This window comes from Flavobacterium sp. F52 (genome assembly GCF_000278705.1).
Classification (GTDB): Bacteria; Bacteroidota; Bacteroidia; order Flavobacteriales; family Flavobacteriaceae; genus Flavobacterium; species Flavobacterium anhuiense.
Genome location: NZ_AKZQ01000023.1, coordinates 1 through 24,911, shown reverse-complemented (window position 1 = coordinate 24,911; position 24,911 = coordinate 1). Strand labels below are relative to the sequence as shown.

The 24,911-nt window shown below is 33.6% G+C and carries 26 protein-coding genes; 19 read left to right on the top strand and 7 right to left on the bottom strand.

The genetic code is table 11. The features are described from left to right. Window positions 1-7: 7 nt before the first annotated feature. The 6 genes from FF52_RS07290 to FF52_RS07265 all read left to right on the top strand — a co-directional run bounded on the left by FF52_RS07290 (window position 8) and on the right by FF52_RS07265 (window position 5,352). Window positions 8-256, top strand: a complete 249-nt coding sequence (locus FF52_RS07290) for a DUF6364 family protein (protein ID WP_008464242.1) — start codon at window positions 8-10, stop codon at window positions 254-256. Beyond that, complete coding sequence (locus FF52_RS07285) at window positions 246-665, top strand: type II toxin-antitoxin system VapC family toxin (protein WP_008464241.1); 420 nt, start codon at window positions 246-248, stop codon at window positions 663-665. The genes FF52_RS07290 and FF52_RS07285 overlap by 11 nt, the downstream gene beginning before the upstream one ends. 4 nt (window positions 666-669) lie before the next feature. Beyond that, window positions 670-1,824: a 5-(carboxyamino)imidazole ribonucleotide synthase gene (locus tag FF52_RS07280; RefSeq protein WP_008464239.1), complete on the top strand. Its 1,155-nt coding sequence runs from the start codon at window positions 670-672 to the stop codon at window positions 1,822-1,824. A gap of 102 nt (window positions 1,825-1,926) precedes the next feature. Beyond that, window positions 1,927-2,409 (top strand): 5-(carboxyamino)imidazole ribonucleotide mutase, encoded by a 483-nt coding sequence (gene purE, locus FF52_RS07275; protein ID WP_008464237.1) that lies wholly within the window; start codon window positions 1,927-1,929, stop codon window positions 2,407-2,409. Window positions 2,410-2,535: 126 nt separating this feature from the next. Continuing rightward, window positions 2,536-4,563, top strand: a complete 2,028-nt coding sequence (locus tag FF52_RS07270; protein ID WP_008464235.1) for a M3 family metallopeptidase — start codon at window positions 2,536-2,538, stop codon at window positions 4,561-4,563. 129 nt (window positions 4,564-4,692) lie between these two features. Continuing rightward, the gene (locus tag FF52_RS07265) at window positions 4,693-5,352 is read left to right on the top strand and encodes a SanA/YdcF family protein (protein ID WP_008464233.1); all 660 of its coding nucleotides are present in this window, start codon (window positions 4,693-4,695) and stop codon (window positions 5,350-5,352) included. Between the two features lie 101 nt (window positions 5,353-5,453). Here the strand turns inward: FF52_RS07265 and FF52_RS07260 are convergent, their stop codons facing one another. Further along, window positions 5,454-6,716 carry a cation:proton antiporter gene (locus FF52_RS07260; RefSeq protein ID WP_008464231.1) on the bottom strand — a complete coding sequence of 421 codons (1,263 nt, stop codon included), beginning with the start codon at window positions 6,714-6,716 and terminating at the stop codon, window positions 5,454-5,456. Window positions 6,717-6,854: 138 nt separating this feature from the next. Here FF52_RS07260 and FF52_RS07255 point away from each other — a divergent pair, with 138 nt between their 5' ends. The 5 genes from FF52_RS07255 to FF52_RS07235 are packed head-to-tail and all read left to right on the top strand — an operon-like array spanning window position 6,855 to window position 9,406. After that, window positions 6,855-7,358 (top strand): GbsR/MarR family transcriptional regulator, encoded by a 504-nt coding sequence (locus FF52_RS07255; protein ID WP_008464228.1) that lies wholly within the window; start codon window positions 6,855-6,857, stop codon window positions 7,356-7,358. A gap of 55 nt (window positions 7,359-7,413) precedes the next feature. Then, window positions 7,414-7,695, top strand: a complete 282-nt coding sequence (locus tag FF52_RS07250; RefSeq protein ID WP_008464227.1) for a hypothetical protein — start codon at window positions 7,414-7,416, stop codon at window positions 7,693-7,695. Further along, window positions 7,692-8,051 (top strand): hypothetical protein, encoded by a 360-nt coding sequence (locus FF52_RS07245; protein WP_008464225.1) that lies wholly within the window; start codon window positions 7,692-7,694, stop codon window positions 8,049-8,051. Before FF52_RS07250 ends, FF52_RS07245 begins: the two co-directional genes overlap by 4 nt. 5 nt (window positions 8,052-8,056) lie before the next feature. After that, on the top strand, window positions 8,057-8,443 hold the full coding sequence (locus FF52_RS07240) for a hypothetical protein (RefSeq protein WP_008464224.1): 387 nt from the start codon (window positions 8,057-8,059) through the stop codon (window positions 8,441-8,443). A 57-nt stretch (window positions 8,444-8,500) separates the two neighbouring features. After that, window positions 8,501-9,406 (top strand): TIGR01777 family oxidoreductase, encoded by a 906-nt coding sequence (locus FF52_RS07235; RefSeq protein ID WP_008464220.1) that lies wholly within the window; start codon window positions 8,501-8,503, stop codon window positions 9,404-9,406. 290 nt (window positions 9,407-9,696) lie between these two features. Here the strand turns inward: FF52_RS07235 and FF52_RS07230 are convergent, their stop codons facing one another. After that, entirely contained in the window at window positions 9,697-10,509 is an 813-nt protein-coding gene (locus tag FF52_RS07230) for a hypothetical protein (protein ID WP_035691108.1), read from the bottom strand. Window positions 10,510-10,704: 195 nt separating this feature from the next. Here FF52_RS07230 and gcvP point away from each other — a divergent pair, with 195 nt between their 5' ends. The 6 genes from gcvP to FF52_RS07200 all read left to right on the top strand — a co-directional run bounded on the left by gcvP (window position 10,705) and on the right by FF52_RS07200 (window position 18,248). Continuing rightward, window positions 10,705-13,554: an aminomethyl-transferring glycine dehydrogenase gene (gene gcvP / locus FF52_RS07225; RefSeq protein WP_008464218.1), complete on the top strand. Its 2,850-nt coding sequence runs from the start codon at window positions 10,705-10,707 to the stop codon at window positions 13,552-13,554. Window positions 13,555-13,947: 393 nt separating this feature from the next. After that, window positions 13,948-15,006 (top strand): 3-oxoacyl-ACP synthase III family protein, encoded by a 1,059-nt coding sequence (locus FF52_RS07220; protein WP_008464216.1) that lies wholly within the window; start codon window positions 13,948-13,950, stop codon window positions 15,004-15,006. Between the two features lie 154 nt (window positions 15,007-15,160). Continuing rightward, window positions 15,161-15,685 carry a methyltransferase gene (locus FF52_RS07215; protein WP_008464214.1) on the top strand — a complete coding sequence of 175 codons (525 nt, stop codon included), beginning with the start codon at window positions 15,161-15,163 and terminating at the stop codon, window positions 15,683-15,685. 124 nt (window positions 15,686-15,809) lie between these two features. Continuing rightward, window positions 15,810-16,658 carry a glycosyltransferase gene (locus FF52_RS07210; RefSeq protein ID WP_008464212.1) on the top strand — a complete coding sequence of 283 codons (849 nt, stop codon included), beginning with the start codon at window positions 15,810-15,812 and terminating at the stop codon, window positions 16,656-16,658. Between the two features lie 79 nt (window positions 16,659-16,737). Then, complete coding sequence (locus FF52_RS07205) at window positions 16,738-17,484, top strand: MlaE family ABC transporter permease (RefSeq protein WP_008464210.1); 747 nt, start codon at window positions 16,738-16,740, stop codon at window positions 17,482-17,484. Further along, window positions 17,484-18,248, top strand: a complete 765-nt coding sequence (locus FF52_RS07200; protein ID WP_008464208.1) for an ABC transporter ATP-binding protein — start codon at window positions 17,484-17,486, stop codon at window positions 18,246-18,248. Before FF52_RS07205 ends, FF52_RS07200 begins: the two co-directional genes overlap by 1 nt. A 100-nt stretch (window positions 18,249-18,348) precedes the next feature. Here FF52_RS07200 and FF52_RS07195 read toward each other — a convergent pair whose 3' ends face one another. The 5 genes from FF52_RS07195 to FF52_RS07175 form a co-directional block, all read right to left on the bottom strand. Then, the gene (locus FF52_RS07195) at window positions 18,349-18,963 is read right to left on the bottom strand and encodes a SprT-like domain-containing protein (RefSeq protein ID WP_008464206.1); all 615 of its coding nucleotides are present in this window, start codon (window positions 18,961-18,963) and stop codon (window positions 18,349-18,351) included. Window positions 18,964-18,975: 12 nt separating this feature from the next. Continuing rightward, window positions 18,976-19,344 (bottom strand): four helix bundle protein, encoded by a 369-nt coding sequence (locus FF52_RS07190; RefSeq protein ID WP_008464204.1) that lies wholly within the window; start codon window positions 19,342-19,344, stop codon window positions 18,976-18,978. A 27-nt stretch (window positions 19,345-19,371) separates the two neighbouring features. Next, window positions 19,372-20,049, bottom strand: a complete 678-nt coding sequence (locus FF52_RS07185; RefSeq protein ID WP_008464203.1) for an SDR family NAD(P)-dependent oxidoreductase — start codon at window positions 20,047-20,049, stop codon at window positions 19,372-19,374. A gap of 35 nt (window positions 20,050-20,084) precedes the next feature. Continuing rightward, on the bottom strand, window positions 20,085-21,062 hold the full coding sequence (locus FF52_RS07180; protein ID WP_008464202.1) for a M20/M25/M40 family metallo-hydrolase: 978 nt from the start codon (window positions 21,060-21,062) through the stop codon (window positions 20,085-20,087). 132 nt (window positions 21,063-21,194) lie between these two features. Then, window positions 21,195-22,337 (bottom strand): acyl-CoA dehydrogenase, encoded by a 1,143-nt coding sequence (locus FF52_RS07175; protein WP_008464201.1) that lies wholly within the window; start codon window positions 22,335-22,337, stop codon window positions 21,195-21,197. A gap of 491 nt (window positions 22,338-22,828) precedes the next feature. Here FF52_RS07175 and FF52_RS07170 point away from each other — a divergent pair, with 491 nt between their 5' ends. Then, the gene (locus tag FF52_RS07170) at window positions 22,829-23,404 is read left to right on the top strand and encodes a chalcone isomerase family protein (RefSeq protein WP_035691184.1); all 576 of its coding nucleotides are present in this window, start codon (window positions 22,829-22,831) and stop codon (window positions 23,402-23,404) included. Window positions 23,405-23,546: 142 nt separating this feature from the next. After that, the gene (locus FF52_RS07165; RefSeq protein WP_008464197.1) at window positions 23,547-24,773 is read left to right on the top strand and encodes a Glu/Leu/Phe/Val dehydrogenase dimerization domain-containing protein; all 1,227 of its coding nucleotides are present in this window, start codon (window positions 23,547-23,549) and stop codon (window positions 24,771-24,773) included. Window positions 24,774-24,911 lie beyond the last annotated feature (138 nt).

Genomic DNA, 24,911 nt, shown 5'->3' with positions numbered 1-24,911 from the left:
TACGTATATGAATACTAAACTCACATTATCTTTAGAGAAAGAAGTTATCGAGCAGGCAAAATCGTATGCAAAAAAAACAGGCAGAAGTTTATCTGAACTGGTAGAAAGTTATTTTAAAAATCTAACAGAAAAAGAACAAACTTACGATGATATTCATCCTAAAGTTAAAAAACTGATTGGAAGAATTACCTTACCACCAGATTTTGATGAAGAAAAAGTAAAAGAGGAACACTATAGAGAGAAATATGGCCTTTAAAAACATTTTTCTCGATACTAATATTCTGGTTGATATTGTTGCGAATAGATTCCCATTTTCAAAAAATGCTATTTCAATTTTCGACTATTGCCAACGTCATAAAATTAAAATGTATTCTACATCGCACTCTATTGCAACTGTACATTATATTGCAAAAAAAGTGGTTGATGAAAAAGAGTTGCGTTCCATTATTGAAGATTTGCTAGACACAATTTCAATAATAGCAGTGACTGAATCGATTTTGAAAAAAAGTTTAAAATCCAACCATAAAGATTTTGAAGATGCAATTCAGATTATATCAGCTCAATCAATAAATTCAATGGATTGTATTATTACTAGAGATTTGAAAGACTTTAAATTTTCTGAAATCAATGTTTACACTCCAGATGAATTTCTTAACACACTATAAAACAATGAATTATTTTTCTTCTGATTTTAAATTAGGAATATTAGGTGGCGGACAATTAGGTAAAATGCTTTTGTTCGACACTAGAAAATTTGACATACAAACTTACGTTCTAGATCCGAGTGATGAAGCGCCAAGTAAAATTGCCTGCAACAAGTTTTTTCAAGGCGATTTAATGGATTATGAAACCGTTTACAACTTCGGGAAACAAGTCGATGTTTTGACTTTCGAAATCGAATTGGTAAACCTTGAAGCTTTAACGCAATTGGAAAATGAAGGTTTAAAAGTATATCCGTCTCCAAAAACCTTAAAAGGAATTCAGAATAAAGGCGTTCAAAAAGATTTTTACGCTAAAAATAATATCCCAACCGCACCTTTCGCAAGATTTGAAAATTTAGATAAATTAAAAACTGCTGTCACATCGAGCGGAGTCGAGATGCCTTTTGTTTGGAAATGCACCGAATTTGGTTATGACGGAAACGGAGTGAAGATAGTTCGTCAAGCATCAGATTTAGACACCTTGCCAAATGTAGAATGCATTGCAGAAACTATGGTTCCGTTCAAAAATGAATTGGCGGTAATTGTGGTCAGAAATCCATCAGGAGAAATGAAAACGTATCCAGTTGTAGAAATGGAATTCCATCCAGAAGCCAACCAAGTTGAATACGTAATCTGCCCAGCAAGAATAGATGATAAAGTAGCTGAAAAAGCAAGAGCGGTTGCCTTAAAAGTTTCAGAAAACTTCAATCACGTTGGTCTTTTAGCAGTTGAAATGTTCCAGACTCAGGACAACGAAATTTTGGTTAACGAAGTTGCGCCACGTCCGCACAATTCTGGACATTATTCAATCGAAGCCAGTTATACTTCACAATTCGAAAATCATTTACGTGCCATTTTAGATCTTCCTTTAGGAAACACAGACAGCAAAGTTGCTGGAATTATGGTAAATTTAGTCGGTGCTGAAGGTCATTCTGGAAATGTGGTTTATGAAAACATTGAAACCATTTTAGGATGGAATGGCGTTACACCACATATTTACGGTAAAAAACAAACTCGTCCTTTTAGAAAAATGGGTCACGTGACGATCGTAAATGAAAACATGGCTGAAGCAAGAAGAATTGCAGAGGAAGTGAAGAATACTATTAAAGTTATTAGTGAGTAGTTTTCAGTCGCAGTTACAGTATTCAGTTTAAAAACTATATTTTTTTGAAGTCTCAGTATTACTTGAAACCTGAAACTTGAAACCAACAAAACAAAAAAACTCATGAGCAAAGTAGCTATTATAATGGGAAGCATCTCAGACATGCCAGTTATGCAGGATGCAATCGACATATTAAAACAATTTAATGTTGAAGTTGAAGTAGATATCGTTTCGGCACACAGAACGCCGGAAAAATTATTCGATTTCAGCAAAAACGCACACAATCGCGGGATTTCAGTAATAATTGCCGGAGCGGGCGGTGCAGCGCATTTACCTGGAATGGTAGCTTCAATGTCTCCGCTTCCTGTAATTGGAGTTCCAGTAAAATCAAGCAATTCTATTGATGGCTGGGATTCTGTATTATCAATTCTGCAAATGCCAGGCGGAGTTCCTGTTGCAACAGTAGCTTTAAACGGAGCAAAAAATGCCGGGATTTTAGCAGCGCAAATCATCGGAAGCCATGACAAAAAAGTTTTAGATACTATTATTTCTTATAAAGAAGAATTGAAAGCGGCAGTTAATAAAGCGGCTGAAAGCTTAAAATAGTATTCAGTTTCAGTTTTCAGTCAAAGTGAACACTGAAAACTGAGACTGAGACTGAAAACTCAAAAAATAAACTCTTTACTCTCAATTTCATACTGAAAACTGAGACTGAGACTGAAAACTAAAAATATGAGCGTATTAACACAATATTTCAACACCAAGCATAACACAGCGCCTTTTTCGCAAATTAAAATCGAAGATTACGTTCCTGCTTTTCAGGAGGGAATTGCTTTGGCTAAAGCCGAAATTGATGCAATTGTAAATAATCCAGATGAGCCGACTTTTGAAAATACCATTGTCGCAATGGATTTTTCAGGCGACATTTTAGATCGTCTTTCTAGTATTTTCTTCAATTTGAATTCAGCTGAAACCAATGACGAAATGCAGAAAATTGCACAGGAAGTTTCGCCTTGGCTTTCAGAATTAGGAAATGACATTCGCTTAAATGCAGAATTGTTTGCGAAAGTAAAAGCCGTTTATGATCAAAAAGAAAGTTTGAATCTGAATCCAGAACAAACTACATTATTAGACAAAAAATACAAAAGCTTCTCAAGAAACGGAGCGAACTTGCCAGAAGACAAGAAAAATCAACTAAGAGAAATCGACAAAGAATTATCCAAATTGAGTTTGCAGTTTGGCGAAAATGTTTTGGCAGAAACAAACAACTTCGAACTGCATTTAACGGATGAAAAAGATTTGTCAGGTTTGCCAGAAGGAACAATTGAAGCCGCAAGATTATTAGCCAAAAATCAGGAAAAAAAAGGTTGGATTTTCACTTTAGATCATCCAAGTTACGTTCCGTTTTTGACTTATGCCGATAATCGTGAATTACGTAAAAAAATGGCAATTGCTTTTGGAGCAAAAGGTTTCCAGAAAAACGAATTTAACAACGAAGAAATTGTTTTAAAGATTGCTAAACTTCGTCATGAAAGAGCCAATTTATTAGGCTATAAAACACACGCTCATTTTGTTCTGGAAGAAAGAATGGCAGAAAGTCCGGAGAAAGTTTTTTCTTTTTTAAATGATTTATTAGCAAAAGCAAAACCAGCAGCTCAAAAAGAATTTGCTGAATTAACCGCTTTCGCGAAAGAATTAGACGGAATTGAACAATTAGAAAAATGGGACGGCGCATATTATTCTGAAAAATTAAAACAGCAGCTTTTCAATTTAGATGATGAAAAACTGAAACCCTATTTTCAATTAGAAAAAGTTTTAGATGGCGCGTTTACCGTTGCTAAAAAATTATACGGATTAACTTTTACCGAGGTTTTTGATATTGATAAATACCACGAAGAAGTTACGACTTACGAAGTAAAAGATGCTGATGGCAATTTAGTTTCGATTTTCTACGCTGATTTCTTTCCAAGAAAAGGAAAAAGAAATGGCGCATGGATGACTTCATTCAAATCGCAATATGTAAAAGATGGCGTAAACGAAAGACCGCACATCTCTAATGTTTGCAACTTCACAAAACCAACCGAAACAAAACCTTCATTATTGACTTTTAATGAAGTTACCACTTTATTTCACGAATTCGGTCACGGTTTACACGGAATGTTAGCTGATACGGTTTACCCAAGTTTATCTGGAACTTCTGTTTATTGGGATTTCGTAGAATTACCAAGTCAGATTATGGAAAACTGGTGTTACGAGCCGGAAGCTTTGGCTTTGTTTGCAAATCATTACGAAACAGGAGAAATTATTCCGATTGAATATGTTCAGAAAATTAAAGAAAGTGCAAGTTTCCAAGAAGGTTTAGCGACTTTACGCCAATTAAGTTTCGGATTATTAGATATGGCTTGGCACGGACAAGATCCAACTAATATTACAGATTTAAAAGCTTTCGAAACAGAACAATTTGCCAACACACAATTGTATCCTGATGTAAAAGAAAACGCAATGAGTACAGCTTTTTCTCATATTTTCCAAGGCGGATATTCTTCTGGATACTACAGCTACAAATGGGCGGAAGTTCTGGATGCAGATGCTTTTGAATATTTCCATGAAAATGGAATTTTCAACGAAGATATTGCTAAGAAATTTAAAGACAATGTACTTTCAAAAGGAGGAACAGAACATCCAATGACGTTATACAAACGTTTCAGAGGTCAAGAACCTAAACCTGAAGCTTTGTTGAAAAGAGCGGGACTTCTCTAGACTTCTTAGATTTTTAGACTTCTTAGAATATTAGATAATTAGAACCGAGGTAGAAATTACTTCGGTTTTTTATTTGATTTTACTTTAGCTATCTTCGTATTTTAAATCATAATCTTACAAATCCAAGCCGTGAAAAAATATTTTAAAATAGCACTTTATCTTGCCATTATCGGATTGATTGCCGTTGTTTCTGTAAACTACTATGTAAAGTCTTCAACAAAAACTAAGATTTATTATTCAGCTAAAAAGTTCCCAAAGAATGATGTCGGAATTATTTTTGGTGCAGGAATTAACGGAAATCAGCCAAGCAAATATTTAAAAGATCGTTTGGATGCTGGAATTATGCTTTGGAAAGCCAAACGCATCAATAAAATTTTACTTTCCGGAGATAATGGTCGTGATGAATACGATGAATTAACGGTGATGAAAAATTATTGTTATAATCATGGCGTCGACACTACCAAGATATTTATTGATTATGCGGGTTTTGACACTTACTCGACAATGTATCGTGCCAAACATATTTTCAAAATTAAAAAAGCGACTTTAATTTCGCAGGAATATCATTTGAACCGAGCTATTTATATCGGACAAAAACTTGGCATCAAATCTTCAGGATATTCTGCAAATCGAGGAGAATATTTAGGATATAATTATGTTCGCTTTAGAGAATATGGCTCTATTTTTAAATCCTTTTTTGATGTTTTAAGAAATCGTGAACCTCGTTTTTTAGGCGGAGAAATTAATAGTAATGGAGAATCGAATTATTCGAAAGAAGATAAACGATAAAAAACAAAACCCTGCTAATTCTTTGGCAGGGTTTTTAGTTATAAATTTTAATGACATAGAACAGAAATCTTGTTTCTTTGCTCTTGTATCTTTTTAAATCTTTACTCCTTCTCCAAAACTCTATTTGCTAATTTTCCAACTGTCAATCCTTGAACAACAATAGAAAATAAGACTACAATATAAGTTACTTCCAATAAGAGGTTTTTGTATTCGCTCTCTGGCATAGAAAGAACTAATGCGATAGAAACTCCACCACGGATTCCACCCCAAACTAAAACCATTAAAGAGCCTTTGTTGTAAGCCGATTTGATTCCGAAGAATTTAAATATATCAAAGAATTTCCACGGTAAAACTATAGAAGTTAATCTTGAAAAGAGTACTATAAAAATAGCGATGAATCCTGTCAGCAATTGCTTATTTAAATCTGGCAACAATAACAATTCAAAACCAATAAATAAGAACAAAACAGCATTTAAAATTTCATCTATAAGTTCCCAGAATTTCCCTAAATAATCTTTGGTCACTTCACTCATAGCAACTTTTTTGCCATAGTTTCCAATAATCAATCCGGCAACAACCATCGCCAATGGACTAGAAACATGTAAACTTTGGGCAATTAAAAATCCTCCCATTACAATAGAAAGCGTTATAAGAACAGAAACTTTATAATCATCAATTTTCTTCATCACCTTAGATGCTGTAAATCCGAAAATTGCTCCTAATAAAAGCCCGCCAATTCCTTCTTTAATAAATAACCAAGATATTGAACCGAAAGTAGCATCAAATGTCGGGTCGGTCGCCATTTTTAGAACAACGGCAAACATTACTACTGCTACTCCGTCATTAAATAATGATTCTCCAACAATTTTGGTTTCGATTCTCTTGGGAACTTTAGCTTCTTTTAAAACTCCCAACACAACGATTGGATCTGTAGGAGAAATTAAGGTTCCAAAAACCAAACAAAATATATAAGGAATCGTAATTCCGAAAAACGGTGCGATATAATAAAGCAGAACAGAAATAATCAGGGCAGATAATACGACACTAACTGTCGAATAAATCATAATGGGAACTTTTTGCTCTTTAAGATCAAACATATTTACATGCAAAGCTCCTGCGAACAAAAGGAAATTTAACATCGCTCCCATTAGTATTTCATTAAAATCAAATTCTTTTATGAGATCAAAAAAATGCTTTGTTGTTGCAGGAAAATACGAATCTCCCAAAAGGCGAATTCCAACTGAAACCAGCATAGCAATAATCATAATTCCGATGGTTCCTGGAAGTTTTAAAAATCTTAAATTTAAATAGGCGAAGAAAGATGCTAAAACAATCAGCACCGAAAATGTGTAGTATAATTCCATAAAATGTGATTTTTACAAAAATAGCTGCATCATTATTTAATCGGAAATTTCAGGGTTTGAATTAACATAACTTTATAATCTGTTAAATATGTTTCATTTTTTATTGAAAGTTTAAAAACTTTTACATACATTTGATCCATGGAATTCAAAGAAGCAAAAAATAAGTTTGTACAAACCTGGGGAGCATTGGGTTCTCAGTGGGGAATTAATAAGACGATGGCACAGATCCACGCTTTATTAATGGTTTCAAACGAACCTGTTTCGATGGAAGACATTATGGAAGAATTGCAGATTTCTCGTGGTAATGCCAGTATGAACCTAAGAGCTCTTATGGATTGGGGAATTGTGTATAAAGAATTTAAAGCTGGCGAAAGAAAAGAATTTTTCACAGCCGAAAAAGATTTAGACGAATTGGCTGCAAAAATATCCAGAGAAAGAAGCAAAAGAGAAATTAAGCCTGCTCTTAAAATCTTAAAAGAAGTTTCGACAATTGAAGCTAAAGATTCAGCTGATGAAAAACACTTCGTTGATCAGACCACTAAGCTCTATGATTTTGTTTTAAAAGCTGACAATATGTTGGACAAAATGACTGAATTTAATGATAACTGGCTTGGCAAATTGTTTATAAAAATGATGAAATAAAAAAATTTAATGAAAACTTTCATTTTTTTCTGAAAGTTTAAAAATAAAAGTAACTATGAAAACAACTTTTAAAATAATGGAAATTATCAATATTTGTGCATTAACGTTTTTACTGGCAGGTGCTTATGGAATAGTAATTACAGGAGCATTACAAGTTTTAGCTGCATTTCTATTTCTTATTTTGTTTCCGAGAAACAAATTCATTTACATTTATTTCTCACTCGTAATCTTTTTCTTTTTGATCTGGGATGGAGAATTTACTTGGCTTTTCTTATTACCAGTTGCCTTAATATTCTTTCTAACGTTTATTATCTATAATCAAAAAAAGAAATTATGAATTTCAACATTATTGGATATTTAATCTATCTCGGCATTACAACTTTCATCATTCTAAAAGTTGGAAAAATCTGCTATAAAAACGGAAATATTTACGTTGCAGATTTAATCCCAAATCACGCGGATATTTGTCAAAAAATAAATCACGTTTTGCTCTTGGCCTACTATCTTTTGAACATTGGCTATTGTGCAATGACTTTAATTTCCTGGCAAAAAATTATCTCTTCTACTCAAGTAATTGAAACGATTTGCACCAAAACAGCTGTCATAATTTTTATTATTTCAATTCTGCATTACCTCAACATTTTAATTATAACTAAATACATTCAAAAATTAATTAACAACAACAAAAACTAAATATTATGGAAACTACAAAAATCTTAATCGGATACGGAATTTACTTGCCAGTTGCTTTATTTTTAACTTATTATGTTTCTAAAACACTTTTCAAAAACGGAAAAATCTTTATGTTAGATATATTTAAAGGCCGTGAAGAAATTGCTGACGCAACAAACAAACTTTTTGAAACGGGATTCTATCTTTTAAATATTGGTTTTGCATTAATGATTCTAGAACTGCAATTAAGTCAAGACAGTTATCAGGAATTAATTGAAAGACTAAGTTATAAAATTGGAGGATTTTCTATTTATCTTGGCATTATGTTATTCTTCAATTTGTATTTCTTTTTTAGAGGAAAAAGAAAAGCTAAGGAAGCTCAACGCGAAGAGAGATTAGTTTTTAAAGCTTAACAATGTCAAAACCTAACAGGTTTTAAAAACCTGTTAGGTTTAATAATAAACAACAAAATGAAAAAACTTCTAATCGCAGCTGGAACAGGTTTTCTTGGAAAAGTTTTAGCGAATCATTTCAAAAATAAATTTGATGAGATTGTAATTCTCACAAGAGAAAAATCACAGACAATTGACGGAATTAAATATGTAAACTGGAATGCCAAAACTTTTTCGGGTTGGGAAAAGGAATTGGAAAATGCGACAGTTTTAATTAATCTTGCAGGAAAATCTGTTGATTGTCGTTATACGAAAGAGAATAAAAAAGAAATTCTTTGGTCGAGAATTGAAAGCACGAAAATTCTAAATAAAGCAGTTTTAAAATGTCAAAATCCGCCTAAACATTGGCTGAATTCATCAACAGCAACTATTTATCGTTTTTCTTTAGACAAACAAATGGATGAAGTTGATGGCGAAATTGGAAATGATTTTTCTATAAACGTGGCGCTTTCCTGGGAAAAAGCATTCTTTAAAACCGAAACTCCAAATACCTTAAAAACAACTTTGCGGACTTCGATCGTTTTAGGAAAAAATGGTGGCGCTTTTATTCCGTTAAAGGCTTTGGCAAAAATTGGTTTTGGAGGAAAACAAGGAAAAGGGAATCAATTTGTAAGCTGGATTCATGAAGACGATTTTGCTAATGCGGTTAATTTTATTATCGAAAAAGAAATTACAGGCGTTATAAATATTGTTTCACCAACGCCAATTCGAAATGTCGATTTTATGCAGAAACTTCGAAAAGCTGTTGGTTTTCCTTTTGGAATTCCGTTGAATACATTCTTTCTGAAAATTGGATCTTTCCTCATTCGAACTGAAACGGAATTGGTTTTGAAAAGTAGAAATGTGATTCCTAAAAGACTTTTAGAAAATGGGTTTGAATTTAAGTTTGGGGAGATTGATAAGGCTTTTCGAGATTTAATATAGACATCAAATTCACGCATTTTTGTCATTTCGACCGAAGGGAGAAATGACAAGATTGTACAAAATATCTAGTAACTTAATTTAAGAATGCTTTCACTTAAAACTATAAACAGTCAAAAAATAGACGATCAAATTATCTCTTAAAAATGAATCTTCTCATTTTACGTTTTGCGTGAGGGATAGGAGCTAGCTACCGAAGTAGCACGGATAGCCCGACCGCGATAAAACAAGTGGGCGAATAAGCACAAAGTAATTTGCCCACTTGTTTTATTGGGGGCACGCCCAAAATATCTTTATAAAAAAACCACCATCAGCCACCAAAAAATCGGAACAGCTTCTACCCAAAAAGAAGTATAATACTTAGATCGGTTTGGATTGGCGAAAATGATAAAAAGCATGAGCATAATAACCATTATCAAATTGATGAAGGCATCATGATAATTAAAAGTTGATACGAAAATCTCTAAAAACCAAAACGGAACTAAAAGTGAAAGTCCTAAAATTTTGGTTCTTTTTACTCCAATTGTCTGCGGAACGGTTTGCAAATGTGGGTCATCGTTGGCTAAATCTAAAATTTCAAAAACCAGAATCAGCACAAAAACCAATATAAAACGTTGAATGCATTTAATAAAGAAATCTGTGGTAAACGGAATTTCAGCATTTATTAATGGTAAAACTAAAGTTGCTCCAACCCAACAAAGTGCGACAATGTAAATTTTTACACCGGCCCAGTTTCGGGCATTCTTTCTATTTGGAAAAAAAGGCAAAGTATAAAGCGCCGTTATGGCAAAAATTCCGACTGAGACTATTTGCGTAATTCTCTTTAAATGGAAAAAATAATAACCGACTAAAACAACCGAAATAAAACTCAAAATAGCAATAATTTTTAGCTGAGTTCCAATCGGATTTTTCTTTACGCGAACCAGCGCATCATATTTTACGAAATTATATCCTACAATTGTTCCAAAAAAAACAAAAAGCGCCATGGGTTCATCATACTGAATATGAAATACATGAAACGTTATTCGCACAAGTGCATAACACGACAAAGCTACATGAATACTGCTATTCAGATAAAAATCTAAGAAGCGTTTTGATACTATCATACCTCAAATCTAATCTTTTATTAACAAATCATATCATTAGTTAGAAATTTGACAAAAAATGAAGTTAAAAATACCTATTAAATTATTAATAATACTTAATTTTGCGCCACAAAAAACAACACATTTACTTTTAAATGTGATTCGTTCAGCAAAATGGTGTTCGAACACATTAATTTAAAAAACTTAGATAGCTACATGAAAACAGATGCTTTTGCTTTAAGACATATTGGTCCTAGAGAAACTGATCTTCAGCATATGCTGAAAACTATTGGTGTTGACTCCATCGAGCGACTTATTTATGAAACCCTTCCAGACGACATTCGTTTAAAAGCACCTTTGAATTTAGATCCTGCAATGACTGAATATGAATTCGCAAATCACATTCAGGAATTAGGAAAGAAAAACAAAGTATTCAAATCGTATATCGGTTTGGGTTATCACCCAACTATCGTTCCAGCTCCAATTCAAAGAAATATCTTTGAAAACCCAGGATGGTATACAGCTTATACGCCTTATCAGGCAGAAATTGCTCAAGGTCGTTTAGAAGCTATTTTGAATTTCCAAACTATGGTTATTGAATTAACTGGAATGGAGATTGCCAATGCTTCTCTACTTGATGAAGGGACTGCTGCTGCAGAAGCTATGGCTTTATTATTTGACGTTCGTACAAGAGATCAAAAGAAAAACAATACACATAAATTCTTCGTTTCTGAAGAAATTTTACCTCAGACTTTATCTGTACTTCAAACACGTTCGACTCCAATTGGAATTGAATTAGTGGTTGGAAACCACGAAACATTTGATTTTTCAAATGAATTCTTCGGAGCGATTTTACAATACCCAGGAAAATACGGTCAAGTAAACGATTATAGTGCTTTTGTTGCTAAAGCAAAAGAAAACGAAATCAAAGTTGCTTTTGCTGCTGATATTTTATCATTAGCAACTTTAACTTCTCCTGGAGAAATGGGAGCTGCTGTGGTAGTTGGAACAACTCAACGTTTTGGTGTACCAATGGGTTACGGTGGTCCTCACGCTGCTTATTTTGCAACTAAAGAAGAATACAAACGTTCTATGCCAGGCCGTATTATTGGGGTTTCTATCGATGCAAATGGAAACCGCGCTTTACGTATGGCTTTGGGAACTCGTGAACAACACATCAAACGTGAAAAAGCGACTTCTAACATTTGTACTGCTCAGGTTTTATTAGCAGTTATGGCTGGAATGTACGCTGTTTACCACGGACCAGAAGGTTTGAAATACATTGCAAACAAAGTTCACGCCTCTGCAGTTACTACTGCTGAAGCTTTAAATAAATTAGGAGTTTACCAAACTAACTCAGCTTACTTTGATACAATCTTAGTAAAAGCTGATGCTCAAAAAGTAAAAGCAATTGCTGAGAAAAACGAAGTAAACTTCTTCTATCCTGATGCTGAATCAGTTTCGATTTCATTTAACGAAACAACTTCGATTTCTGACATCAACCAAATTATTGCGATTTTTGCTGAGGCTTTAGGAAAAGAAACGGTTTCTGTTTCCGAATTAACTGAAGCTAGTCAATTACCAACTTCATTAGAAAGAACATCTTCTTTCTTGACACATGATGTTTTCAACAATCATCATTCAGAAAGTCAATTGATGCGTTACATCAAAAAATTAGAGCGTAAAGATTTATCATTGAATCACTCGATGATTTCATTAGGTTCTTGTACAATGAAATTAAACGCAGCTTCTGAAATGTTACCTCTTTCAATGCCAAACTGGAATAGCATTCACCCGTTTGCACCACTTGAACAAGCTGAAGGTTACATTACAATGCTTAAAAAATTAGAGCAACAATTAAATGTAATCACTGGATTTGCTGGAACAACTTTACAGCCAAACTCTGGAGCTCAAGGAGAATATGCAGGTTTAATGGCGATTCGAGCTTACCACATGTCAAGAAATGAAGGTCACCGTAATGTATGTTTAATTCCTTCATCAGCTCACGGAACAAACCCTGCTTCTGCTGCGATGGCTGGAATGAAAATCATTGTTACGAAAACTACTCCAGAAGGAAACATTGATGTAGAAGATTTAAGAGAAAAAGCTATTGAGCATAAAGATGACTTATCTTGTTTAATGGTAACGTACCCTTCTACTCATGGAGTTTACGAATCTTCAATTATCGAAATCACAAAATTAATCCACGAAAACGGCGGATTAGTATATATGGATGGTGCAAACATGAACGCGCAAGTTGGATTAACAAATCCTGCTACAATTGGCGCTGACGTTTGTCACTTAAACTTACACAAAACATTCGCTATTCCTCACGGTGGCGGCGGACCTGGTGTTGGACCAATTTGTGTGAACGAAAAATTAGTTCCATTCTTGCCAACAAACCCAATATTAAAAGTTGGTGGCGAAAATGCGATCACAGCTATTTCATCTGCACCTTACGGTTCTGCTTTAGTATGTTTAATCTCTTACGGTTACATCACAATGATGGGGGCTGACGGATTAAAAAGCGCTACTGAACATGCAATCTTGAATGCTAACTACATGAAAGCTCGTTTTGAAGGACACTATCCAATTCTTTATACAGGAGAATGCGGAAGAGCGGCTCACGAAATGATTTTAGATTGCCGTGCATTTAAAGAAAACGGAATTGAAGTTGGTGATATTGCAAAACGTTTAATGGATTACGGTTTCCACGCTCCTACAGTTTCTTTCCCTGTGGCAGGAACTTTAATGATTGAGCCAACTGAATCTGAAGATTTAGCTGAGTTAGATCGTTTCTGTGATGCTCTTATCTCAATCAGAAAAGAGATTGAAGCTGCGACAGCTGAAGATACAAACAACGTATTAAAAAATGCACCTCACACTTTAGCAATGTTAACTAATGATGCTTGGGATTTCCCTTATTCAAGAGAAAAAGCAGCTTACCCATTAGACTACATTGCTGACAATAAATTCTGGCCATCTGTTCGTCGTGTAGATGATGCTTATGGTGACAGAAATTTAGTTTGCAGCTGTGCTCCAATCGAAGCTTATATGGAAAGCTAAAATTAGTTTTCTTATAATATTCAAACCCGACAAGTTTTAAAAACCTGTCGGGTTTTGTTTTTGTTTCAGGTTTCGAAAAGCAACTTGAAACCTGAAACTTTTTTAAAACAAAAACACCAAAGAAGAAATCTGATTTAAAGAAACATAACTTTTAGCTAATCTTTTGTGAAATTATTTTGAATAAATTAAAATAATACCAAAAAAACTTTACCTTCATAATCGTCTTCAATCGTTTGAAATCTAGGAAATATTAAAAAATCATTAGAAAAAATACAATATATCAACCGAAAAATAGTTATTTCATAATTATATGCATGCATACTATTTTTTATGATTGTTATCATAATATTATTTATACATTAGCGCTAAATTTATCGGATAATAAAGGGAAAAATGAAAATAAAAATAATTGGTATTGGGAGCTATATTCCTAATTTAGAAGTAAAAAACACAGATTTTGATAAGCATGTTTTTTTAAATGAGGACGGAACTCCTTTTGGTTATCCTAATGAAGTTGTAATTAAAAAATTTAAAGGCATTACTGGAATTGAAAATCGCCGTTATGCTGAACCACAATACAATGCTTCTGATTTAGCTTTCTTTGCTGCTGAAAAAGCAATTGCAAATGCCGCAATTGATGCAGAAACTTTAGACTATATCATCATCGCCCATAATTTTGGAGATGTAAAACCAGGAACTACTCAATCTGATATTTTGCCGAGTTTAGCAACACGTGTTAAGAACAAACTAGGAATCAAAAATCCTAAGTGTGTCGCTTATGATATTATTTTTGGATGTCCAGGATGGATTGAAGGCGTTTTGCAAGCCAATGCTTTCATTAAATCTGGAATGGCAAAAAGAGTGATGGTAATTGGAGCCGAGACCTTATCAAGAGTTGTAGACGATCACGATCGTGATTCGATGATTTACTCAGACGGTGCTGGCGCTTCAATTTTAGAAGCCTCCACAGATGAAGCAGGATTATTAGCTTATGAAAGTGCAACTTACGCAACTGATGAAGCTAATTATCTTTTCTTTGGAAAATCATACAATAAAGATTTAGATCCAGATACGAAATACATTAAAATGTACGGACGCAAAATTTACGAATTTGCTTTAAGCAATGTCCCGTGTGCGATGAAAAGCTGTTTGGATAAAAGCGGTATTGCAATAGACGAAGTTAAAAAAATCCTGATTCATCAAGCAAACGAAAAGATGGACGAAGCGATCATCGAACGTTTCTACAAATTATATGACAAAACAGCTCCTAAAGACATTATGCCAATGAGTATTCATGATTTAGGAAACAGTAGTGTTGCAACTGTACCAACTTTATATGATTTAATTCTTCAAGGAAAAGTTGAAGGCCACGAAATCAACAAAGGTGATGTTCTTATTTTTGCTTCTGTGGGAGCGGGAATGAACATTAATGCTTTTGTTTACCGATACTAGTCGCAGTTTACAGTCGCAGTATTCCGTTTAACTAACTGTAAACTGTGACTGAGACTGAAAACTAAAAAAAGTCCGCATCTTATAGTGCGGACTTTTTTAGTATATTTGCGACCTAATTAACAATTCATGAACGAGAGATTCGTTCGCAATGACTATGTACGAAAAAACGTTTCCGAATAAAAGATTCAAACTTACTTTAGAGTTTTTAAAAAAACACGTTAGCACATCTGAAACCATTTTTGATTTTGGCGTACCAAATCCATTTTCTAAAATAATGGAAGAAAACGGATACAAGGTAAAAAACACTAAAGGAGAAGATTTAGACAACGATCATACTGCTTTACAAACAGAAGAATATACTGTTTTTACAGCATTTGAAATTTTCGAACATTTACTAAATCCGTACACGATTTTACAGAATGTAAAATGTGACAAATTGTTAATCTCAATTCCATTACGCTTATGGTTCTCGCCCGCTTATCGTTCTAAAACCGATATGTGGGACAGACATTACCATGAATTTGAAGATTGGCAATTGGATTGGCTTTTAGAAAAAACGGGATGGAAAATAACAGACCGTCTGCAGTTTACACATCCAGTAAAAAAGCTTGGATTAAGACCATTATTAAGATATTTCACTCCGAGATATTATATCGTTGTTGCGGAAAAGATAAAATAAATTCCAAATTTTAAATTCCAAATTCCAATTTTAACCATATCGTTAAGATTGGAATTTGGAATTTTAGAAGATTGGGATTTATTCTCAAGGTTTGGAATTTGGAATTTAAAAATTGGAATTTAAAATGAAGTACTATATCGTCATTCCCGCACATAACGAGCAAGATTTAATTGGCCTGACCTTACAATCTTTGGTTTCCCAAACTGTTTTGCCTTCTAAAGTTGTAGTCGTAAATGATAATTCAACCGATAAAACAGAAGAAGTTGTTTTAAGTTTTGCAAAAGAAAATCCATACATTTCTGTTGTAAACAAAACTTCAGATGCGATTCATTTGCCGGGAAGCAAAGTAATTCAGGCATTTCAAAAAGGTTTTGAAACTCTGGATTCTGATTACGATATTATTGTAAAAATAGATGGCGATTTAATTTTTCCTCCAAACTACTTTGAAACCATAATCAAACATTTCGAATCTGATCCAAAAATCGGAATGGTCGGCGGATTCTGCTATATTGATAAAAATGGCGAATGGGTTTTAGAAAACCTAACCGATAAAGATCATATTCGAGGAGCTTTAAAAGCGTATCGCAAAGAAACCTTTCTGCAAATTGGCGGTTTAAAACCAGCAATGGGCTGGGATACTGTAGATGAATTACTATGCAAATATTATGATTGGAAAATAGTTACTGACCAATCTTTACATGTAAAACATCTAAAACCGACTGGTGCAAATTACAACAAAACAGCTCGCTATAAACAAGGCGAAGCGTTTTATACTTTGGGTTATGGTTTCTGGATCACAGCAATTGCTTCTGCAAAATTGGCGATGATGAAGAAAAAACCATTTCTGTTTTTAGATTACATTAAAGGATTTATGAAAGCTAAAAGCGCCAAAACACCTTTACTTGTAACTCCTGAACAAGCTAAGTTTATCAGAAATTATCGTTTGCAAAAAATGAAAAAAAAGTTAATTTGATTCGGAAACGTGCCGAAAACTCTTAACTCATAACTCAAAACTCATAACTTCTTTTTACCTTAGCCAATATTTAAAACTTATGATGCTAATTCGTTATTTATCCCAAATAGGAAAATATTTTTTAATGTTGAAAGAAATTTTCAATAAACAGACCAAATGGTCGGTTATGAAAAATTTAATTTTCAAAGAAATAGACGATTTGATTATTGATTCACTTGGAATTGTATGCTTTATTTCTTTCTTCATTGGAGGAGTTGTTGCTATCCAAACGGCATTAAACTTGACTAATCCTTTGATTCCAAAATATCTAATCGGTTTCGCAACACGCCAGTCTGTGGTTTTGGAGTTCGCTCCTACTTTTATATCGGTAATTATGGCTGGAAAAATGGGATCTTACATTACTTCAAGTATCGGAACAATGCGTGTTACAGAACAAATTGACGCTTTAGAAGTTATGGGAGTAAACTCAGTAAACTATCTTGTTTTCCCAAAAATTATAGCTTTATTGATGTACCCTTTTGTAATCGGGATAAGTATGTTTTTAGGAATTTTTGGAGGATGGCTTGCTTGCGCTTACGGAGGATTTTCAACGGGAGCAGATTTTATTATGGGAGCTCAGAAAGATTTCATACCGTTTCATATTACATATGCCTTTATCAAGACTTTAATCTTTGCTATGTTATTGGCAACAATTCCATCTTTTCACGGTTATTACATGAAAGGTGGTGCATTAGAAGTTGGTAAGGCAAGTACAACGTCATTTGTATGGACATCTGTAACTATCATCCTTCTAAATTATATATTAACTCAATTATTATTAGGATAATGATAGAAGTAAAAAATATAGAAAAATCATTTGGCGACAGCAAAGTTTTAAAAGGCGTTTCGACGGTATTTGAAACTGGAAAGACCAACTTGATTATTGGGCAAAGTGGATCTGGAAAAACGGTTTTATTAAAAACTTTGTTAGGAATTCACACGCCAGACTCAGGAACAATTGAATTTGACGGAAGAGTTTATTCTGACTTAGATAAAGATGAAAAACGCGACTTGAGAACAGAAATAGGAATGGTATTTCAAGGAAGTGCTTTATTTGACTCTATGACTGTGGAAGAAAATGTAGCTTTCCCGTTAAAAATGTTTACCAATAATAGCAAAGGACAAATCAAAGAACGTGTTGATTTTGTTTTAGAAAGGGTAAATCTAGTAGACGCTCATAAAAAATTACCTTCTGAAATTTCTGGAGGTATGCAGAAACGTGTGGCAATTGCACGCGCTATTGTAAACAATCCGAAATATTTGTTTTGCGATGAACCAAACTCAGGTTTAGATCCAAATACTTCGATTTTGATTGACAACTTGATTCAGGAAATTACAAAAGAGTACAATATCACTACCGTAATCAACACGCACGATATGAACTCTGTAATGGAGATTGGCGAAAATATTGTTTTCTTAAAGAAAGGATTAAAAGCTTGGCAGGGAACTAAAGAAGAAATCTTTAGAACCGATAATGAAGCAATCGTAAAATTCGTTTATTCTTCAAACTTATTTAAGAAAGTACGTGAAGCGTATTTGAAAGGATTATAGTCTTTTAAATTCTAATATTTTAAAATCCCAAATTCCAATGGTAGTAAACTTGGAATTTGGGATTTTTTTATTGATTTTTCCAATTATTGGAATTTGGAATTTAAATATTGGAATTTTTCAACGTTATCAATTCAACTTCCGCATTTGGATTAAAAAGATAGGTTTTTCCAGAGCTGATTTCTAAACACTCAAAACGTTTTGTCCGAACGGCTATTTTTTTAAAAACTTTACCGTTTTTGATTCTAAAAATACTTCCATAGGGAATTTCAAAAACATAGTTCTTGTCATTGTCTTTGTCATATTGCTTTAAAGCCAAAGAAAGAGTTGTATCGGTATCACTACTTGCTGAAGGATTCTTAAAATGTCTCGCCAACAAAGGCAAAATATGTCCTGGAAATATTTCTGGCCGAATAAACGGAACCATTAAACGCTGAAAAGTAAATTTCCATTCATTACCATGCGGCTTTATATTTCGTCCAAATTTTTCAAAAGCAACCAAATGTGCAATCTCATGAATTAACGTGATTAAAAACCTGTATTTATTCAAACTAGCGTTAACCGTAATTTCATGCTTTCCACTCGGACCGCGTCTATAATCTCCATGACGCGTCTGACGTTCGTTTACAATTTTCAAATGCACCTGATTGGCCACTATCAAATCGAAAACGGGTTTTACCGCATGTTCTGGAATATATTTAGCTAAAGTTTCGCTCAAGGTAATTATGAATTATGAGTTTTGAGTTATGAGTTTTTTCTTTGACGTTATGATTATACTTTTTATGATCTTTAGCACTTCCTCACATTGCTTATGCATTGATTCAAATTCAGCATTAGAAATATAATTTGTTGCGTTTAATATTTCTAACCAATACATTGACTCATCACATTCTTTTTGAGAAATTGACAGTTTATGAATAAAATCAGTTTTGCTTTGTGCATTTACAGCTTTACGAACATTTGCACCAACAGAGGTAACAGAACGTAAAAATTGTTTACTCATTATAAATTCTTTCCTTTCCGCAACTAGCCATTTATAAAAATTAACTCCTCTTACAGCTAATTCAAAACTTTTAGTTTTCACAATACTCTCACTCATAATTCATAACTCATAATTTATAATTAACTAAGGGTTTGTTGATGAAACTTCAAGAACCTTTCCGTTAAAATACTTATTTCCGTTAAGCGTAAAATCATAAATATAAGTTGCCATTCCTTCTGCTGAAATTGGCGCTTGATAACCAGGGAAAGCTTCATTAAGCATTTCGGTTTGAACAGAGCCAAGAGCCAAAACGTTAAAAGAAATTCCTTTTTCTTTATATTCTTCTGCTAGCAATTCAGTTAAAGTAATTACAGCACCTTTACTGGAACTGTAAGCCGCTAATCCTGCAAATTTTAAACTTCCGCGAACTCCGCCAATAGAACTAATCGTAACAACATGGCTTCCTTTTTCTAAATACGGAATACAGATACGAGTTAAATTCGCCACTGCAAAAACATTCACTTTATAAATACTTTCAAAGTCTGCTTGAGTAGTTTCTGCAAAAGGCTTTAAAAGTAAGGCTCCTGCATTATGAACTACTGCATCTACTTTTTTCCAAGTTGAAGAAAGGAAATTTTCAACTTGATCTAAAGCAGTTTCATCTGCCAAATCAACAGATAGACAAGTTACATTTTGATGTTCTAAAAGTGTTTGCGGTATTTTTCTGGAAATGGCCAAAACTTGGTGACCTGCTTCAGCAAATTTCAAGGCCAATTCATAACCAATTCCTCTGCTTGTTCCTGTAACGATAATATTTTTCATGGAGCAAAAATAATCAAATGCTGTAAAACAGCCTCTTATTTATTCATGGTTATTTCTTGCGTAGGCGAAACCGCAATTTTGGTCACAGCTGGCAATAATTCTTGTGTGAATCTAGTTATATGAGGAATATCCATCACTTTAAATTCATCTGAAACGTGGTGATAGAAATCAAAGTTTTCAAAGTCAAAAGTACTTAAAGATTGACATGGTTTGCCAAAAGCTTGAAAGAATGAATAATTATCAGAACGGTAGAACAATTGATATTCTGCCTCTTTTGGCAAAAATCCGATAGTATTTTTTCCTGTGTACTCGTTTATTTTTTGCGCCATATTCGATTTATCAAAACCCGTAATGTAAGCCAGATAATCTCTTTTCATTGGCACACCAATCATTTCGATATTTAATTGCGTATAAAGATTGAAATTTTGTTTTTTCAATTTCTCCACTAAACTTTTAGATCCTAATAATCCTTTTTCTTCTCCTGCGAAGAATACAACTAAAATACTTCTTTTATTCGATTTTGTTTCGCTAAAATACTTTGCCATTGCTGCTACAGAAGTCACACCCGAAGCATCGTCATTAGCTCCGTTATTAATTTTGTCAGCTTGATCTTTTTTCTCCAAACCAATATGATCGTAATGTGCGCTCAATACTACAAACTCTTTTTTTAATTGAGGATCTGTTCCTTCAATAACCCCAACAATATTAAAAGCCGGCGTATTAAAATTAGTCAACGTATCTCTGTAAGTTTTAAAATAAGGTTTGATTTTATTTTTCTTTAAAAAGTCTTCCAAGAAAACTGCCGCTTTTTCAATTCCTTTTGTTCCGGTTTCACGACCTTCCAATTCATCAGAAGAAAGGTATTTAAGAAAATCTGAGATTTCATTTTCTTTTACTTTATAGCTGATTTCTATTGGCTTTGAATCTGTTTTTACTTCATTTTCCTTTGTTGTTGAAGTTCCCGATTTACAGGCTAAAAAAATAACTGGAAGCAAAAAGTATAGCTTTCTCATAGTTTTCTGTTTTTTATTGAGGATTGATTATAAAATTTATTGGACTATAAACTTATGAAAAGTAATAGAATATTCATAAAAAAACCCTTTCAACTAAAAGCCGAAAGGGTATAAAAAAAATTCTAAGATTATTTATCCAGCAATAACCGCTCTAGAAATTACAATTTTCTGAATTTCAGAAGTTCCTTCGTATATCTGAGTAATTTTTGCATCGCGCATTAAACGCTCTACATGATATTCTTTTACATATCCGTTACCTCCGTGAATCTGAACAGCCTCAACCGTTGTATCCATTGCAACTTGCGAAGCAAAAAGCTTCGCCATTGCACCGCTTACATCATAACTCTTATGCTGATCTTTATCCCAAGCTGCTTTCATACATAAATGGCGTGCTGCTTCGATATTAACCGCCATGTCTGCCAATTTAAAAGCAATTGCTTGGTGGTTGCAGATTTCAGTTCCAAAGGCTTTACGCTCTTTAGAATATTTTAGAGCCAATTCATACGCTCCAGAAGCAATCCCCAAAGCTTGAGATGCAATACCGATTCTACCTCCAGCAAGTGTTTTCATAGCAAATTTAAATCCGAAACCATCCTCTCCGATTCTGTTTTCTTTTGGAACTTTCACATCAGTAAACATTAAAGAGTGTGTGTCAGAACCGCGAATTCCCATTTTTTGTTCCTTTGGACCAACTGAGAAACCTGGCATATCTTTCGTCATAATCAAAGCGTTAATTCCTTTGTGCTTTAATTCTGGATGAGTTTGTGCAATTACCAAATATACAGATGCAGTATTTCCATTTGTAATCCAGTTTTTTGTCCCATTAACTAAATAATGATCCCCCATATCGATTGCAGTAGTTTTTTGCGAAGTTGCATCACTTCCAGCTTCCGGCTCACTTAAGCAAAACGCACCGTGAATTTCTCCCGAAGCAAGACCTGGAAGATATTTTTGTTTTTGCTCTTCAGTTCCATACTCTTGCAATCCCCAGCAAACTAATGAATTATTTACCGACATTACAACCGAAGCAGAAGCATCAACTTTAGAAATTTCTTCCATTGCAATCACATAAGAAACAGCGTCGAGACCGCTTCCTCCATATTTAGGATCAACCATCATTCCCATAAATCCAAGCTCACCCATTTTTTTGATTTGCTCAGTTGGAAAAATTTGTTTTTCGTCACGTTCAATAACTCCCGGCAATAATTCATTTTGAGCAAAATCTCTTGCTGCCTGCTGAATCATTAAATGTTCTTCGGTAAGATTAAAATCCATAGTAGTTTACTTTAAATGTTTTTCTCAACCAGATTTCAAACAGATTTCTTTAGTTGATGATTTTTTGTTTTTGTGTTTTTTCGATGCCTTATTTTTTTTATGCAAAGGCTTCCAAAGATAAATTTTTAATGTTTAAATTACAATGCATGCATACAAAATTAATAGATCAGCAAAGATTACGATAACGTTTTCGTTATTATTTATCTTTTTTTTCAAAAGGGAGTTAATTTCACAACAAAACCTATAAAATCTCTCATTCAAAAATGAGCTTAAAAAGTGTTTTAAAATCAGAAAAATGAAATTTCTTAGTACTTCAAAAATTAAACAATTCTTAAAATCAGTAAAACTACGTAAACCTACTCTTACTAAATTGATTGCTAATGCAATACAAAAATTAAACATGAAAATTTTAGTAAAAAAACATTTTCAATGTGACCTAAATATTGATAAATTACTATTATTTTTGCCCTAAAAATAAAAAATTGATGAATATGAAAAAGATTTTACTTTTACTGACAGTCCTTCTAAGCTTGCAATTTTCTACCGTTTCAGCACAAACTCAAATCGATGTTAATGGCGTTACAGTTCCAAGAAAAATAGAATTTCAAGGCAAGTCATTACAATTAAACGGAGCAGGCGGAAGATCAAAAATGTGGTTAGAAGTTTATGTTCAGGCATTGTATTTATCTCAATTAACTCAAGATCCACAATTCATTATTGACAGTGACACAGAAATGGCTGTGAGAATCGAAATCACTTCTTCTATGGTTTCTTCTAGCAAATTAACAAAAGCAATGAATACAGGTTTTGAAAAATCTGCTGGTGCAAATTTGGAACAATTGCGCCCTAGAATTGAGCAATTAAAAAGCTTTTTAAGCGATGCCATTACAGAAAAAGATGTTTTCATTTTAGCATACAATCCGTTAGACCAAAATGTTTATGTGAGTAAAAATGAAGTTTTAAAAGGAAAAATTCCTGGATTCGATTTCAAAAAAGCATTATTCGGAATCTGGCTTTCTGACAAACCAGTAGACGAAACTTTGAAAAAACACTTATTAGGACAATAATTCTTAATTTTTTGAATATTCAAAAAGCCGAAAACCAAATAGTTTTCGGCTTTTCTTTTTTGTTTTATAAATTTGATGCAAAATACATTATTCGCATTATTCTATTTTATACATTTACGCAAAATAAACATATCACAACAAAATGAAAGATTTATTACAACAATTTGAAAACAAAGCACCTGAAATTGTTTTCAATTGGAAAGATTCAGAAACAGAAGCCGAAGGGTGGACTGTTATTAATTCACTTCGTGGAGGAGCTGCGGGTGGAGGAACAAGAATGAGAAAAGGCTTAGACATGAACGAAGTTTTATCTCTAGCTAAAACAATGGAAGTTAAATTCTCTGTTTCAGGCCCTGCAATTGGCGGTGCTAAATCTGGAATAAATTTTGATCCGAACGATCCTCGCAAAAAAGGAGTTTTACAACGCTGGTACAAAGCGGTTTCTCCGTTACTAAAAAGCTACTACGGAACTGGAGGAGATTTGAATGTTGATGAGATTCACGAAGTAATTCCGATGACAGAAGAATGTGGCGTTTGGCATCCGCAAGAAGGAGTTTTCAACGGACACTTCAAACCAACAGAAGCAGATAAAATTAATAGAATCGGGCAATTGCGTCAAGGTGTAATTAAGGTTATCGAAAACCCAAAATTCTCACCAGACGTAACTAGGAAATACACAGTTGCTGATATGATTACTGGTTTTGGTGTGGCCGAAGCAGTTCGTCATTTCTATGCAACTTACGGAGGAGACATTAAAGGTAAAAAAGCAATCGTACAAGGTTTCGGAAACGTAGGTTCTGCCGCTGCTTTTTATCTAGTCGAAATGGGCGCAAAAGTAATTGGAATTATCGACCGTGATGGCGGATTAATAAAAGAAGAAGGTTTTTCTTTTGAAGAAATCAGAACTTTGTTCTTAAATAAAGACGGAAACAAATTAGTTGCTGATAATATGATTCCGTTTGAGGAAATCAATTCTAAAATCTGGACAATTGGCGCTGAGATTTTCACGCCTTGTGCAGCTTCAAGATTGGTAACTCAGGCTCAAATTGACAGTTTAGTCGCAAACGAATTGGAAGTAATTTCATGCGGAGCAAATGTTCCTTTCGCAGACAAAGAAATTTTCTTTGGTTCTATCATGGAAGAAGTAGATAGTAAAGTAAGTTTAATTCCTGACTTTATTTCAAACTGCGGAATGGCGAGAGTTTTTGCTTATTTCATGGAGAAAAAAGTTCAAATGACAGACGAGGCAATTTTTAATGACACTTCAGAAACTATTAAAAATGCAATTGTTAAAGCGCATGCTCTAAGCCCATCTAAAACAAATATCAGTGCAACTGCTTTTGAGATTGCATTGAAACAGTTAGTGTAATTTATTTATATCTCAATCTAAACGAGCCGCATTATTGTTGGCTCGTTTTTTTATGTGCATAGATTTTTTAACGCAAAGTACGCTAAGGCATTTTAATTTGAAGCGCAAGCAATATCTAAATATTAAGTTCGCAAAGCT